The organism is Pseudomonas sp. D2002, assembly GCF_013385735.1.
In the GTDB taxonomy this organism is placed as follows: Bacteria; Pseudomonadota; Gammaproteobacteria; order Pseudomonadales; family Pseudomonadaceae; genus Aquipseudomonas.
The window spans coordinates 198086-213322 of record NZ_JACAPL010000014.1; the positions used below are offsets into that span (position 1 = coordinate 198086).

The 15237-nt window shown below is 60.8% G+C and carries 12 protein-coding genes; 3 read left to right on the forward strand and 9 right to left on the reverse strand.

Translation table 11 applies throughout. The features are described from left to right. Positions 1-9: 9 nt before the first annotated feature. Positions 10-1374, reverse strand: a complete 1365-nt coding sequence (locus HX783_RS25075) for an APC family permease (protein WP_177018636.1) — start codon at positions 1372-1374, stop codon at positions 10-12. Positions 1375-1573: 199 nt separating this feature from the next. Between HX783_RS25075 and HX783_RS25080 the strand changes: the two genes are divergently transcribed. Continuing rightward, positions 1574-2359, forward strand: coding sequence for a helix-turn-helix transcriptional regulator (locus tag HX783_RS25080; RefSeq protein WP_177018637.1), 786 nt, complete (start codon positions 1574-1576; stop codon positions 2357-2359). Between the two features lie 146 nt (positions 2360-2505). On the opposite strand, the gene HX783_RS25085 is transcribed toward HX783_RS25080, so the two are convergent. Genes HX783_RS25085 through HX783_RS25100 form a run of 4 tightly spaced genes read right to left on the reverse strand, consistent with a single transcriptional unit; the run spans position 2506 to position 6279 of the window. Then, positions 2506-3585 carry a polyamine ABC transporter substrate-binding protein gene (locus HX783_RS25085; protein ID WP_177018638.1) on the reverse strand — a complete coding sequence of 360 codons (1080 nt, stop codon included), beginning with the start codon at positions 3583-3585 and terminating at the stop codon, positions 2506-2508. Positions 3586-3645: 60 nt separating this feature from the next. Continuing rightward, the gene (locus HX783_RS25090) at positions 3646-3987 is read right to left on the reverse strand and encodes a cupin domain-containing protein (RefSeq protein WP_159956391.1); all 342 of its coding nucleotides are present in this window, start codon (positions 3985-3987) and stop codon (positions 3646-3648) included. 26 nt (positions 3988-4013) lie between these two features. Beyond that, a complete protein-coding gene (locus tag HX783_RS25095) occupies positions 4014-5420 on the reverse strand; it encodes an FAD-binding oxidoreductase (protein ID WP_177018639.1) in 1407 nt (468 codons plus the stop codon). A gap of 49 nt (positions 5421-5469) precedes the next feature. Continuing rightward, a complete protein-coding gene (locus HX783_RS25100; RefSeq protein ID WP_177018640.1) occupies positions 5470-6279 on the reverse strand; it encodes an AraC family transcriptional regulator in 810 nt (269 codons plus the stop codon). Between the two features lie 258 nt (positions 6280-6537). Here HX783_RS25100 and HX783_RS25105 point away from each other — a divergent pair, with 258 nt between their 5' ends. Then, on the forward strand, positions 6538-6810 hold the full coding sequence (locus HX783_RS25105; RefSeq protein WP_177018641.1) for a DUF1652 domain-containing protein: 273 nt from the start codon (positions 6538-6540) through the stop codon (positions 6808-6810). A 139-nt stretch (positions 6811-6949) separates the two neighbouring features. Here HX783_RS25105 and HX783_RS25110 read toward each other — a convergent pair whose 3' ends face one another. Further along, positions 6950-9397 carry a UvrD-helicase domain-containing protein gene (locus tag HX783_RS25110; protein ID WP_177018642.1) on the reverse strand — a complete coding sequence of 816 codons (2448 nt, stop codon included), beginning with the start codon at positions 9395-9397 and terminating at the stop codon, positions 6950-6952. A gap of 218 nt (positions 9398-9615) precedes the next feature. Here HX783_RS25110 and HX783_RS25115 point away from each other — a divergent pair, with 218 nt between their 5' ends. After that, the gene (locus HX783_RS25115; protein WP_177018643.1) at positions 9616-10311 is read left to right on the forward strand and encodes a pirin family protein; all 696 of its coding nucleotides are present in this window, start codon (positions 9616-9618) and stop codon (positions 10309-10311) included. 70 nt (positions 10312-10381) lie between these two features. Here HX783_RS25115 and pgm read toward each other — a convergent pair whose 3' ends face one another. The 3 genes from pgm to HX783_RS25130 all read right to left on the reverse strand — a co-directional run bounded on the left by pgm (position 10382) and on the right by HX783_RS25130 (position 14968). Beyond that, positions 10382-12025 (reverse strand): phosphoglucomutase (alpha-D-glucose-1,6-bisphosphate-dependent), encoded by a 1644-nt coding sequence (gene pgm / locus HX783_RS25120; RefSeq protein ID WP_177018644.1) that lies wholly within the window; start codon positions 12023-12025, stop codon positions 10382-10384. A gap of 106 nt (positions 12026-12131) precedes the next feature. Further along, complete coding sequence (locus HX783_RS25125; RefSeq protein WP_177018645.1) at positions 12132-13538, reverse strand: PLP-dependent aminotransferase family protein; 1407 nt, start codon at positions 13536-13538, stop codon at positions 12132-12134. Next, positions 13535-14968, reverse strand: a complete 1434-nt coding sequence (locus HX783_RS25130) for a hypothetical protein (RefSeq protein WP_177018646.1) — start codon at positions 14966-14968, stop codon at positions 13535-13537. The genes HX783_RS25125 and HX783_RS25130 overlap by 4 nt, the downstream gene beginning before the upstream one ends. Positions 14969-15237 lie beyond the last annotated feature (269 nt).

Below are 15237 nucleotides of genomic sequence, written 5' to 3' on the forward strand. Positions count from 1 at the left end.
ACCCACTCCTTACAATTTTTGATACGCCGGACTCAACCGGCCACTGATGCAATACAAAATCACCGACAGCGCGAGCAAGCCGATGATGATCATGATGTCGCGCACTGACGCAGCGTAGATCAAGGTGACCAGCAGGTAACCGGCGCCCAGCACGGCTAATAGCGCCGGCAGCGGCCACAACGGCATGCGATAGGGATGCTCGCGGTCCCGCAGCAGCACCCGGCTCATCAGCGCGCACAAGGCCACCGCCAGGTACACCAGCATGATCAGCAACACGCTGAAGGACGTGAGGTCCGCCAGGTTGGAGCTGAAACTCAGCAGCGCCGAGGGAATGGCCAGGAACAAGGTCGCCAGCCACGGCGAATCCCAACGCGGATGAATACGCGTGAACAGCGTGTTGATGCGCGGCGTCCACAGCGCATCGCGGCCGCTGCTGAACACCACACGGCCAATCTGGATGACGATGGCGACAATCGCGTTGAACACCGAGAGGAAGATCCCCGCGCTGACCAGCCGCGACAGCGTTTCATTGCCGTGGCTGGTGAGCAGGTAGCCGATCGGGTCGGGGCTGCTGATCATCGCACTCAACGACGGCGCGCCGATCAACAGCGCGGTGATGGGCACCAGTTCGATCACCACCACCAGCCCCAACGACCACAACACCGCCTTGTGCACGCCTTTGCCACCGCACTTCATGTCTTCGGCCAACAACACGGCGGGCCCGTAACCGTTGTACGAGAACAAGCCGATACCGACCGCGCCGATCACCAAGCCCCACGGCGCCAGGTGCAGCACGCCGTTTTCGACGATCTGCGGTTGAAACAGCACGCTGGCCGGCTGCACCGGATTACCGAAGCCGATGCACACAATCACCAGCAGCGCGGCGATTTCCAGCAACAAACACGTGCCGGTGATCCAGGCGTTGAGCTTGATATTGAGGATGCCCAGCGCGTAGCTGCACACCACGATGACCAGGGCCACGGTTTGCGAATCGAACCGGGTGCCCAGGGCATTGTTCAGGTAGGTCGCCGCGCCGGTGGCCAACACCGGTGGGATAAACAGCAACATCACCAAAACGGTCAGGAACGTGGCATACCCGGCCATGCCACCAAACACCCGCTTGGCGTACACGTACTCGCCACCGGCGCTGTTGTGCGCACGCCCCAGCTCCGCGTAACAAAAGGCGAACATCAAGGCGAGCAAGCCGGCCATCACAAACGCCAGGAACACACCACTGCCCGCTTGCTGGATGGCAAACGGGGCAATCACAAACACGGAACTGGCCGGCGTCACCGCGGAAACGGTGATGGCGACCACATCGAACACGCTCAGCGTGGGTTTGAGCACGCCATCTGGCGCGGGGGAAGCACTCATATCGTTATCCTCTGTCGTTGTTTTTGGTGTGAGGCAGAAACGAAAGGTCTGGCGTTTGCGGGATATGTTTCCCACTGGATGGTCGAGAAAGTAAACGCTGCGTGTAGCCCGGCCAATTCCCCTATTGGCGTACTCCCCTTGACGGTACGCGCCAAAAGCCGAACCCTTGGCCGATATTTTGAGGGTGGGAGCCTGTGATATGAGCCTGTTCAGAGAGGTCGGCATGCACGCGGGCCTGGGCCGCACCGTCGCGCACATCGGCACCGAGCGGTTCTGGAAACAACTGGTGCTGTTGCTGCACCAATGCCTGCCGTTCGATAACGCGCTGGCAATTTTCTACCCTGCCGACGGCCCGCCCCAGGCCCTGGAAGAATACGACGCCCAGCCGAGCAGTAAACCGGCGTCGATGCTGGTGTACCTCAATGGCCTGTATTTGCTCGACCCGTTTTACCAGGCCTGCCGCGAGGGCTATGCCAGCGGCGTGTATCGACTGGAGGAAGTCGCGCCGGACCATTTTCGCCAGAGTGAATACTTTCTCAACTACTTCCACGACAACGTGCTTGAGGACGAGGTGCAGTTCATCCTGCAAGTGCCGGGTATGGGGACTTTGTCGTTATCGCTGGGCATGCAGCGGCGGTTCAGCGTTGAGGAGACCGGGTTGATGACGCTGCTGGCAGCCTGGGTGTTGCCGTTGATGCAGCAGCATTGGCAGCAAAGCACCCAACGTGCGCCGGCGATGGACAGCCAGATCAGGGATGCATTGAGCCATTTCGGCAGCGGCGTGCTCTCGGAGCGCGAACTGGAAGTGGCGCGCCTGGTGCTGCGCGGGTTCTCGTCCAAGGCCATGGCCGAGCGCTTGAAGATCTCGCCGGACACCGTGAAGGTGCACCGGCGACACCTGTACGCAAAGCTGGATATTGCCTCACAGCCGGAGCTGTTTTCGTTGTTTATCCAGTCACTGGGGCATGATCTGGAAAACCCCTGAAAACCGGACTTGTGCACACTAAATGTGGGAGCGGGCTTGCTCGCGAAAGCGGTGTATCAGCCAACGAAAAAGTTGAATGAAAGACTGCATTCGGGAGCAAGCCCCCTCCCACACAAGCCAGCTCTCACAGGGGCTCTAAGCAAGGGCTATCGCCCGGTACGAATGGTGTTCCAAACCCGCGTACGAATCCGGTCGATGTTCAGCGGCATCGCCTCCAGTGCAAACAACTTGCCCATCATTTCCGGGCTCGGGTACACCTTGGTGTCGGCCTTGATTGCCGGGTCCACCAGGCTGTCGGCCGCGCTGTTGCCGTTGGCGTAGTGCACGTAGTTGGTGATGCTGGCCATCACTTCCGGGCGCAGCAGGTAGTTCATGAACGCATAGCCGGCCTTTTCGTCAGGCGCATCGGCGGGCATGGCGACCATGTCGAACCAGATAGCGGCGCCTTCCTTGGGAATGTTGTAGCCGATGTTCACGCCGTTCTTGGCTTCCTTGGCGCGGCTTTCGGCCTGCAGGATGTCACCGGAGAAGCCCACGGCCACGCAGATGTCGCCATTGGCGAGGTCGGCGGTGTATTTCGAGGAGTGGAAGTACGCCACGTACGGCCGCACTTTCATCAGCAGGTCTTCAGCCTTTTTGTAGTCCTCGGCCTTTTTGCTGTGGTGCGGCAGGCCCAGGTAGTTGAGCGCTGCCGGCAGCAGTTCCGGGCCGTTGTCGAGGATTGCCACGCCGCATTTCTGCAACTTGGCCATGTTTTCCGGCTTGAAGATCAGGTCCCAGGAATCCACCGGCGCGTTGTCGCCGAGCACTGCCTTGACCTTGTCGATGTTGTAGCCGATGCCAGTGCTGCCCCATAGATACGGGAAGCCGTGGGCGTTGCCCGGGTCGTTGTTTTCCAGGGCCTTGAGCAGCACCGGGTTGAGGTTTTTCCAGTTCGGCAGCTGGCTCTTGTCGAGCTTCTTCAGGGCGCCGCCCTGGATCTGCCGGGCCATGAAGTGGTTGGACGGGAACACCACGTCGTAGCCGGATTTGCCGGTCATCAACTTACCGTCGAGGGTTTCGTTGCTGTCGTACACGTCGTAGGTGAAACCGATGCCGGTTTCTTTCTGGAAATTCTTGGTGGTGTCCGGCGCAATGTAGTCCGACCAGTTGTAAATCTTCACCGTCTCGGCGGCCTGGCTGATAGAGGCCACCAACATCAAGGGCAACAGGGCAATGGCTTTCATGGTTCGATTTCCTGGCGGTTTTAGGGCTGTTTTTATGGCAGGCGATCAAGGATCAAAGCGTTACAGAATCAATACGTAGGTCTTGCGCACGGTTTCCTGGATATCCCAGATCCCGGTGCTGTTGGCCGGCAACATCAGTGCATCGCCGGCTTGTAGGTGAACCACTTCACCGTTGTCGGGGGTGAAGGTGCAGCGGCCCTGGATAAAGTGGCAAAACTCCTGGGATTTGATCTGCCGACGCCAGCGCCCCGGGGTGCATGCCCAGATGCCGGTTTCGACGCCGTCGCTGCGTTCCACACTCAAGGTGGAGGCCACGGCGATGGGTTCGCCCAAGGGCACGGCCACCGGGGAGGAGTCCGGCAAATGGGCATTCAGCGTGTCTTTGAAATGAGTGATGCTCATGGGTTTTCCCGTGTGAGTGAAACGGTTTAGTGCATGAAACCTTCCATGAACCCGGCCACGCCGGTCGCCAGCTTGCGGCGCCAAGGGGCGGTGTTGGGGTTGGCCAACACCTGGTCTTCATGGACAAAACTGCGAATGATCGCGTTGTAGCCCAGCCAACGGCACGGCTCGGGCTCCCAGGCTTTAAGCGCTTCCAGGCCGCGCTCGCGGATCACCCAGGGCTGGGTGGTGAGCGGCGTGTCGAGGCCCAGGATCAGGTCGGCCAGGGTGCGGCCGCCCAGGTTGGTGGCGCCTACGCCCTCGCCGCCATAACCGCCGGACAGCGCGATGCCGGTTTTGTGGTCGCAGAGCATGTGCGGGCGGAAATTGCGCGACATGCCGAGGTTGCCGCCCCAGGAGTGGGTAATCCGCACGTTTTTGAGCTGTGGGAAGAGTTCGCCGAACAGGTAGCGACGCAGTTCGACTTCGCTGCTGGTCAGGTCGAAGTTGTGGCGCAGCTTCCCGGCGAACTGGTAGCCGCCACGGGCACCGAACACCAGGCGATTGTCGGCGGAGCGCTGGCCGTAAGTGACCTGGCGGCTGCTTTCGCCGAACGCCTGGCCATGCTCCAGGCCGATTTCAGCCCAGGTGCTGGCGGGCAGCGGCTCGGTGGCCACAATCAGGCTTTGTACCGGCAACTGATAGCGACCCAACGGCGGCAACGTGGTCGCGTAGCCTTCCACCGCCGGCACCACCCAAGCCGCGCGCACACAGGCGTTGGCGGTGCGCAGGCTGCCGGACTGCCAATGGGTGACGGGGCTGTTCTCATAGATCGTGACGCCCATGCTCTCCACCACTCGCGCCAGGCCGCGCACCAGCTTGGCCGGGTTGATGGTCGCCACATGCGGTGCATAAATGCCGCCATAAGGCCTGGCGATGCGGATTTGCTCGGCCAGCTGTTGTGGGCTGAGCCAGCGGTAGTCGTCCTCGGTCAGGCCCTGGGCGTGGAGTTTGTCGAGGTAGCGACGCAGGCTGCCTTCCTGCTCGGGGTAGCGCGCGGCGCAGTACAGCGCGCCGCCCTTGCGGTAGTCGCAATCGATGCCTTCGCGGGCCAGCACCTGGGCGACTTCATCGGGAATGCCGTGCAGCAGGTCAAAGGAGGCGCGGCGTTGCTGCGGCGAAAGCCCGGCCAGCAAGCGGTCTTCGCCCAGCAGGTTGCCCATCAGCCAACCGCCGTTGCGGCCGGAGGCGCCGAAACCTGCGGTCTGCGCCTCGATAATCGCAATTTTCAGCTCAGGCGCCTGGCGCTTCAGGTAGTAGGCGGTCCACAGACCGGTGTAACCGGCGCCGATGATGGCCACGTTGACGTCCAGGTCATGCTCCAGGGACGGCCGCGCCACCAGTGGGTCATTCAGCTGGTCCATCCATAAACTGATATTGCGCCATGCCGGCATGCCAAGCTCCCCACCCTCATTTCGATAGGCAGGATCCTAGAGCGCGGCGTTATGGGCTGTCTTGCGCGCGTGCACGCAGGGAAATTTGTTTGACGTAGGCCTTGGGCGATTGGCCGGTGTGCTGGCGAAACGCGCTGTAGAACGCCGACAGCGAATTGAAACCGGCGGCGAACGCCAGGTCATCGACCTTTATCGGCGGCTGGGCGCTGTCCAGCGCGGCGAGCAAATGCTGGAGCCTGGCCTGGTTGACGTAACGGTAGAAGCTCTGCCCCAGCACCTGGTTCAGCAGGTAGGAAATCTGATTACGGCTGTAGCCACATTCCTTGGCCACCCGCTGCAGGTCGAGTTCCGGGTCCAGGTACGGTTGTTTAAGTTGGAAGTACTGCTGCAAGTCATTGGCCATATGCCCCAATTGCTGGGGCGACAGGCCCAGGCGGCTGACCGTGGGGCGCATGGCCTGGGTTGGCTGCTCGTGCACCAGCGAGGCGTATTCGTTGACTCGCCAGATCAGCCCGTCGCGCACGGTGATGGCTTCGCTGGTGCGAAACGACACAAGGCCCTGACCGCCGCGCAAGGTGATGCGGTACTGGATGAACGCGGTATCGCCGTCGGCCCGGATGCGGTCGGTGTGCTCGATCGCCTCGTCGGCGCCACGCGGCATGCTGGCTTGCAGGTACTCACGCAGTTCGGCGTAGCCGATGACGCGGTTCTGGAAGAAATCGTGGTACTGGATTTCAGGGTGGTAGTAGGACATCACGCCATCCAGGTCACGATGGCGCCAACACAAGTGGTGACGCAAGACCAGCTCGCCGGTGGCTTGGGTGTTCTGGCAATCATCCGCTGGGGCGATGGTGGTCATGTAGGGCTCGACGGCGGATAAACGGTTGAGATTGCCGAAGTTTACCGGCGCGTTCAATGGTCAATGGGCACATCTAAATAGTGGCGTTCTGCCTAGTTTGGGGTAGGACATGACGCACATCAAATTAAACGAATACAACCGCCGAACGGGAGCAAAAAAAAACCCTTGGAGGCGCGAACGAGTGCTATTTTTGAAGCTCTTCGACGCCAAGACCAGTGAAGGTCATGGCCCCCTGCCGCGAGCTAAAGGAAGCGCTCAATGAACAAGGTGGGCAACATGAATAAAGTGACGTTCCCCAACGCCTGCCAGTTGATGCGCTGGCATTTTCATCCGATGGGCTTCGAGGGGAGCATGGACGCCCCTGGCAGCATGGTCGCTCGATTGTTTGACCGAGAGAGCGGTGAGACGTTGATAGCCATTGCTGGCATTCCCTGCGCGACGGTGATGAATGCGGCCGATGTGGAGCGCATTATCGAGGCGGTGGAGGATGAGCTGGAGTGTTTTGTGCCGCCGCTTTCGTTGCGGGCGTGACGACCATTTCTATCAGGCAATGCATATCTAATGTGGGAGCGGGCTTGCTCGCGAAGGCGTTTCGTCAGCCAGTACATCTGCAACTGACACACCGCCTTCGCGAGCAAGCCCGCTCCCACATTTGATTTGTGTCTATGCGCTAATTGCGCTGATCGTCAAAAAAAGCCTTTTTGCCCTCTACCCGTTCTGACGCCCTGGGCACATTCACGCCCTGGCCTTCGGGTTTTTCCACATACCAATAGCAATGGCTCACTGCCCGGGTAATGCCCACGTAGGCCAGGCGCAGCACCTCATCTTTTTGCGCAGAATCATAGGGCTCGCTGTCACCGTCCTTACCCAGGCCGGCCATGCGGTAGACCTGGTTCTTGTACGGCGAGCTGGTCACATGCTGGCAATCCCCAAGCAGGAATACGGCATCCGCCTGCAGGCCTTTGGCACTGTGATACGTCAGTTGTTTCAACCGACGCGCCGCTGGCGGCAAGCTGGAATCCACATTAACCACAGACTGAATATGCTCTTGAATCAGTAACTTATCGCTACTTTTTCGATAAAGCATTAACACCGAATCGCCCTTTTGATAGTGCTCCAACAGCCGCCGACCCAGCGCGGCGTCATCCCGCTCAAGCACCGTCACCGGCACCAAAGCCTTGGGCTCGCCACTGGCCTTGGCCTTCTTGCCGGGGATCGCCGGTGCGGCCCGCACAATATGCTCGGCAGCGTCGATGATGTGCTGGTGGCTGCGGTAGTTCTCGCTCAGCATCACGCGGGTGGTGGTCGGTGACGGGAATTCGTTGTTGAATTCCATGAAGTACTTGGGCGAACTGCCGCGCCAGCCGTAGATCGACTGCCAGTCGTCGCCCACGCACAGCAAGGACGAACGCTGCGCGCCACGGCCAACGTGCATCGCCGGGCCACGGCTGCGTATTTCACGCAGGCTGGCGCGAACCCACGAGACGATCTGCGGCGAGACGTCCTGGAACTCGTCGATCATCAGGTGCGACATTGGCCGCAACAGTGGGTCACTGAGCAGCTTGAGGTTTTCCGGGGTGTTCTCGCCGAACAGCGAGAACATGCGGTTGTAGGTCATGATTGGCGGCGATTGGTCGAGCAGATGGTCTTCCAGGGCTTTCCAGAAAATGCTCAGGGCTTCAAAGAAGCATCGGTCTGGATCATCCTTGGCGAAGCTCATCTGGCCGACGGCGGTCGGCACGTCCAACCCAAGGTTTTCGATGAACCCGGCGGCCATGACAAAACTGTCCAGCAGCGGCGCCGAGGTCAGCTCGCCTTTCACCTTATAGTCAAAACCTGGCCCGGCAGTGGCATCACCGGCAAGGCTGCTTAAAAGACGTTTAGAAGACTCATAACTATCCAGCCATATCAAAGGCTTACGACAGAATGCTTGAAACAAGGTGCGTTTAACCGCCCACTCTGCGCGCACGGAAAGCTTTGAGTTGGGCCGACTGATCTGGGCGTTTTCCCGCGAATCGAAACCCAGCACCACCCAGGCGTCCAACTCGGGAATGTAGCCGTGGCAATGGAACTGCGCGCCATTGATTTCGAAGGTCTGGCGGCTGGGCTCGATACCCTTGATGGGCCAGGCACCGGCGCGAAACCACAAGTCTTCGATCACATCGCAGAGTTCTTCATCGCGCTTGGCGGCCAACTCAGTCACGGCGATGCGCTTTTGCACATCCGGGTGGTCACGTTCCAGCTCTTTGAGTTGCAGGCCATGGCGCGCCAATGGCGCCATCAACTCACGGAAGCGCGCGTGTCGGCCATGCAACCGGTGGTAGCAGGCATTCATCTGTTGGCGCTGGGCGTCGCTGATGCGCAGGTCGAACGGGTTGCTGTCGGCGTCCTCGAAACCACTGCTGAGGTTTTCAAACGCCTGCAGCCGTTCAAAGCCCGGCAAGCTGCGCACCATCGGCAGAATGCGCGAGTGGAAGGTGCGCACCACGGCTTGGGCTTCCTTGCTGCCAAGGGGCTGACCCCACAGGCTGAGAATTTCCATGAGCTTGTGGATGAAGTCCTTGCGCGACTCGCGGGTGAACGTCACCACGGTCATCGAGCTGAGCTCAAAGCCCAGGTAATGGGTGAGCAGCAGGATGCGCAGCACCAGCGAAGTCGACTTACCCGCGCCCGCCCCGGCAATGACTGACGTCGAGGGCGTATCGCTGAAAATCATTTTCCATTGCGCGGCGCTCGGCTGTGCGTGGGCTGGCAGCAAGCGCGCCACGTCGGCCTTCATGCGCTTCTTGACCTCGGCGGTGAGCGGCAGACGCCAGTCGTCGAACAGGCTGTCGTCCACGCCCGGTGCGCGGTGTTCATCCGGGCGGAAGTCGCGAATCAGCAAGACCTGCCGACCCTCTTCAATGCCGTCAGCCTTGCCCTCGCGGTAGCCATACTCCACACCGGCCTCGTGCCCACTGCGAAAACCGTCGGCCTGGCCATGCAGCCAGGAGAACCGATGCTGCGCACGCAGGCGCGTGAGGCCATGGCCAAATAAACGCGCGGCCAGGCGTTTGAGCAGCGGCATTTCTGCCAGAGGGCGAAGCTCAGGGGGCAAATCAGGCGTTTGTTGCGGCACGCGGACTCCAGCGATGAGGTTGGTTTTAGCGAAGGCGCCATGGTCGCCGGAATCGGCGCGCAGTTCCAGCCAATTGCTTTGCCGTCATGCAGTTAGGCGATGAAGTGAAAGTCAAAACGCCAGCAATCAATCGAATTGTTAGATCGGAATCAGGCATTTTTTACGCTTTTTATCGATCATGCACTGCTGGATGATGGCAGCATCAACAGGAGACTCTCATGCTCGAACTTCGACCTTTCCACACCCTGGGTGGCGCCCACCATGGTTGGCTTGACGCCCATCACCACTTTTCATTTGCCGAGTACCACGACCCCAAGCGCATGCACTGGGGCAACCTGCGGGTGTGGAACGACGACATTATTGCGCCGGGCACCGGTTTCCCGCAGCACCCGCACCGCGACATGGAAATCATCACCTATGTGCGCGAAGGCGCCATCAGCCATGCCGACAACCTCGGCAACAAGGGCCGCACCGAGGCTGGCGATGTGCAGGTGATGAGCGCCGGCACCGGCATTGCCCACAGTGAATACAACCTGGAAGCGACGCCGACCAAGATCTTCCAGATCTGGATCATTCCGAATGAAGCCGGCCTGCCGCCGTCGTGGGGCGCCAAACCGTTTCCAAAGGGCGACCGTGAGGGGTTTGTGACCTTGGCCAGCGGCAAGGCCGGCGACAGCGAAAGCCTGCGCATTCGCGCCGACGCACGCCTGGTGGCGGCTAATCTGAAAGCTGGGGAAACGGCTGAATACACGCTGGACAGCGGACGCCGCGCCTACCTGGTACCGGCGACGGGCGTGATTGAAGTCAATGGCTTGCGTGCGCAAGCTCGAGACGGTGTCGCGGTTGAGGATGAGCAGGTGTTGCGAGTCACCGCGATTGAGGACAGCGAGATCGTGCTGGTCGACCTGGCCTGATCTAACCCCCCAGCCCAAAATGACTGTGGGAGCAGGCTAGCCTGCTCCCACCTTTACTGCAGGGTGTCAGTTATTCGGAAATGGCGCCGTCTACCAACACCTGCGCCTCTTCCACCAGTTGCTTGAGGTGGTCTTCGCCAATAAAGCTCTCGGCGTAGATCTTGTAGATGTCTTCGGTGCCCGATGGCCGCGCGGCAAACCAGCCGTTTTCAGTCATCACTTTCAGGCCGCCGATTGCCTGGTTGTTGCCCGGCGCGTGGCTGAGGATTTGCTGGATGCTTTCGCCGGCCAATTGCGTGGAAGTCACCTGCTCCGGCGCCAATTTGCCCAGCAGGGCTTTCTGCGCCGGGGTGGCTTTGGCGTCGACACGAATCGCAAACGGCTCGCCCAGGGCGTCGGTCAGGCCACGGTAGATCTGGCTCGGGTCCTGGCCTTTGCGCGAGGTCATTTCTGCCGCCAGCAAGGCCGGGATCAGGCCGTCCTTGTCGGTGCTCCATACCGTGCCGTCCTTGCGCAGGAACGATGCACCGGCGCTTTCTTCACCGCCAAAGCCCAGCGAGCCTTCGAACAAGCCATCGGCAAACCACTTGAAGCCCACCGGCACTTCGTACAGGCGACGGCCAATACGTGCGGCGACGCGGTCAATAAGGCCACTGCTGACCACGGTCTTGCCCACGGCCGCATCGGCGCGCCACTGCGGACGGTTCTGGAACAGGTAGTCGATGGACACCGCCAGGTAATTGTTCGGCGCCAGCAGGCCACCGGACGGCGTGACGATGCCGTGGCGGTCGTGGTCCGGGTCGCAGGCGAAGGCCACGTCGAAACGCTCCTTCAGGCCAATCAGGCCTTGCATCGCGTAGCTGGAGGACGGGTCCATACGAATCTGGCCGTCCCAATCGACGCTCATGAAGCGGAAGGTGGAATCGACTTCGGTGTTGACCACGTCCAGGTTCAAGCGATAGTGCTCGGCAATCGCCGACCAGTAGCGCACCCCTGCTCCGCCCAACGGATCGACGCCCAGACGCAGGTCGGCGCTGCGGATGGCGTCCATGTCGATCACATTGACCAGGTCAGCCACGTAGCTGTTGAGGTAGTCATGGCGATGGGTGGTATCGGCCTTGAGCGCCTGAGCGTGGGTGATGCGCTTGACGCCGGCGAGCTTATTGGCCAGCAGTTCATTGGCCTTGGCTTCGATCCACTTGGTGACGTGAGTGTCAGCCGGGCCGCCGTTGGGCGGGTTGTACTTGTAGCCGCCACTTTGAGGCGGGTTATGCGACGGCGTGATAACGATGCCGTCGGCCAAACCGCTGGTGCGGCCACGGTTGTAGCAAATGATCGCGTGGGAAATCGCCGGGGTCGGCGTGTATTCATCGCCTTCGGCCAGCATCACGTGCACGCCATTGGCAGCCAGCACTTCCAGGGCACTGGCACCGGCTGGCGTCGACAGCGCATGGGTATCCAGGCCGACAAACAACGGGCCATTGATGCCTTGGGCTTCACGGTACAGGCAAATGGCCTGGCTGATCGCAAGCACATGCCATTCGTTGAAGCTCAGCTCGAACGAGCTGCCACGGTGCCCGGACGTGCCAAAAGCCACGCGCTGGGTGGAGATCGCTGCATCAGGCTGGCCGGTGTAATAGGCCGTGACCAGTCGCGGGATATCCACCAGCAACTGAGCTGGCGCCGGCTTGCCCGCAAAAGGACTGATTGTCATGCATAAACCTCGAAAGAAGGGTTTGGAGAAAAAACGACAGTTTACTGAGAGTTGGACTACTGCGCGACGGTATCGATCCTACGCAGGCAAGAGAAATTTCATGCATTCAGCCGAGTTGCGCCTGCCGCAGCGCCTCACCCAGTGCAGCCAGGGCGATTTCCAGGTTCGGCTGCCCGTGAAAGGTGTGGCTCAAACGCACATGCTGGCTGTGCAGGCCACCGAGGCTGAAGAGTTCACCCGGCGCCACCACCACTTGGCGGGCCAGCAGATGCTGGAACACTTGGCGCATGTCCACGGCATGGACAGAGCCCAGCCAGAACGTGGCGCCGCCGCTGGGCATGCGATAGGTCACTTGATCACCCAGGTGGTGGTCCAGGCGCTGGCTCATCTCGCCTGCTTGCTCGCGCAATAGCTGGCGCAAGGTGTTCAGGTGCTGGTCGATTTGCCCGCTGTGATAGAGCCGCGCAATCGCGCGCTGGCGAATCGAGGACAACCGAAACGAGCGCAACAGGAATTGACGCTGCAACTCGCCGCTCATGTGCCGGGACAGCAGGTAGCCATACGGCGCCTCTGGCCCGAGTATCTTCTCGAAACACGAAAACACCACCAGCCGGTCGGGGTTGACCAGGTCGCGCAGCGCGGCCTGTTGCGGCTGGAAACCCAGCTCGCTGTAGGTGTCGTTTTCCAGCAACCAACACCCGTATTGTTCAAGCAACCGCGCGACTTCCAGGCGTTCGAAAGGCTGCATGGCAACCCCCGAGGGCAGGCTGACCGCTGATGAGAGCAACACCAGGTGCACGGTTTCGTCGATCAGCGTGCCTTCGAGCGCCGGCAGGTCCAGGCGGCCATCGGGCGCCCATGGCAACTCGATGATGCGCACCCCCGCGTCCTGCAACAGGCGCAGGATCAGCCAGTCACAGGGAGACTCGACAATCACCGTGGAGCCGCGCAAACCCAGCACCTCAATCAGAATGTCGAGCACGCCTCGCAGGTCGGCGCCGATGTACACGTCGTCGGCGTGCCAGCAGCGGCTGGGCGAAGAGGTGTACCGCGCCGCCAACGCCGCGCGCAGCTCCCAAACCCCGCAGGGCTGGGACCACGATTGCAAATGGCGCGGATGCTGGCGCACCAGCTCGCGCTCGAGGCGCAGCAACGTTGCGTCCAGCGAGGCCAGCAGCGCGGGCTCATCGGCGCTGAGCACCACCATGCCAGGGCGGCGGGCGGCGACGTAAAGGCGCTCGAGCAGATCCCCGCTGGGCAACGTCGAAGGGCTGCCGGAGAGTGGCCAGGCGTAATAGCCGGACTTGGCCACCGAATACACCCGGCCTTCTTTTTCCAACAGTGAGTAGGCGTACTGGATAGTGGAGATCGATACATTCAGGCGCTGGGATAGCTGGCGCAAAGACGGCAGTTTCACCCGCGTATCGGTACTGACCTCGTTGATCAGGTTAATCATGTAGCGGTAGACCGCCTGATAGGCGAAATCCGCCTGCCGCTCACCACGCAGCGTCATCGCCCGGACAGCTGGAAGGCCAGGTCGCCGTCGGCCATAGACCGCTCGTGTCGCCCGTAATGGGCACGGCCGCCCGGCACGAGCGCCATCGGCCGTTTGCGGTACAGGTGCTGGAGCAACGGCAGCGGCACCCCGCTGGTGTCGGCGACCCATTGTTGCAACATCTCGGCGGCCGGCTTGCCCTGCAGCACCTTATGCAGTTCAGGCAGAGCCACCAGCATGCCGGGGTGACACTGGCGCAGGTAACCTTCCAGGCGTTCACCGTGATGAATGAACGGTGAAAACAACAGGCAGATCAGTTGGCCTTCATCCAGGCCAAAGAACTGCTCGGCAAGGTTGCTCGACAAGGCACGCCCTTCGCGGCTGACGGCCTGGGCTATCAGCGCGTCGGGAATCTGCCGGCGACGCAGGTACTCCGCCGCCTGCCGCAAGAAACCTTCCACACCTTCCTGGTAATCCAACTCTCGCAGGCACTCGGCCTGCAGGCCGCGCAGGTGTGCCATCAGCAATGGATTGGCGAAGGTTGGGTGACTGAAATGAAAGCCCAGCGGGTCCGGCGTATAGGCCATGAACTCACTGAGTACAGGCGCACAGCCACGCTCGGTGCCCTCGAGCAGGTCGGCAACGCCGATATACGCCAAGTGGCGGTGCCCACCGGCGCTGGCGTCGGCCTTTGGCACATAGTGCTCGCCAAACAGATCCCGGTAGAAATCGTCGCTCCATTCGTCCATACGGCGGAACAACCCGGTGAGCGATGCAGGCTTGCCTGTGGGCGCCTTGTCTTCCTTGGCCTGCGCGGATTTTTTCAACCAGGCGATCAACTGCCCCTGCTTGCGCGCGGAATCGCCGCTGACCAACGCATGCACCCCGCCATCCCAGGCAGTGACACGCTGGTAGAAATCACCCAATGCCAGGTAGGTGTCATTGCACAGCGTTGCGCGCACATCGCCGGCGGTCAGGTGCCCGATCATCACCCGCTGGCGCTGGCTGGATTCACGCCCTGGCGTCGATACCGGGCGCTGGTAGTTAAAGGGCAGCACCTGTTCATTTTCCACCATCAGCAGCTCAACCCGGTCGTCGTCGTGGAAAAACAATCGGCTGTAACCACGATGGATGGTGTCGAGGGTTTCCTGAGTCATGCCCACGTGGCGTAGCGTAGCGACCCGCAACTGGAACGTCCTGGGCGCTCGCCCGGCGATGCTTAATTGGGCGGCACGCAACAGCGCCAGGGTGTAGGTGCTGACTTCCCCGCCGCCGTGGGCCACCAGCACCTTGTAATCGCCTATCTGTTCCATGCCACCCGCGGCCACGACAATACGCTGGATCAACAATTGAAGTGCGGTGCGTTCCGCGCGCGTGAAATACCCAATCAACCGTTGCTGAACTTGTTGGTAAACATAATTCATCGCCTGTTCGTGAATAGCGCTCATAGTTCTACTACCTGAGTTGAAATATCAGTTTCAAACAACTACCGAGCGTAGTTGCTCGATCTATTGCATCTGTAAGAATGTTGCCCGCCTGCCGTGCTCGCGAAGCACGAACACTAGCACCTTGCAACAAATCGACATAAGCGGCGCACCCGGCCGTCCGTGGAGTGCTCCGATGGGCTAATGCCTCTACGCCGAGGGTTCTGGCGTCGTTCGCGACAACCCTAGGAAGATTCCGACAGCTTCCTACAGCGCTTTAACCCGGAATTAAA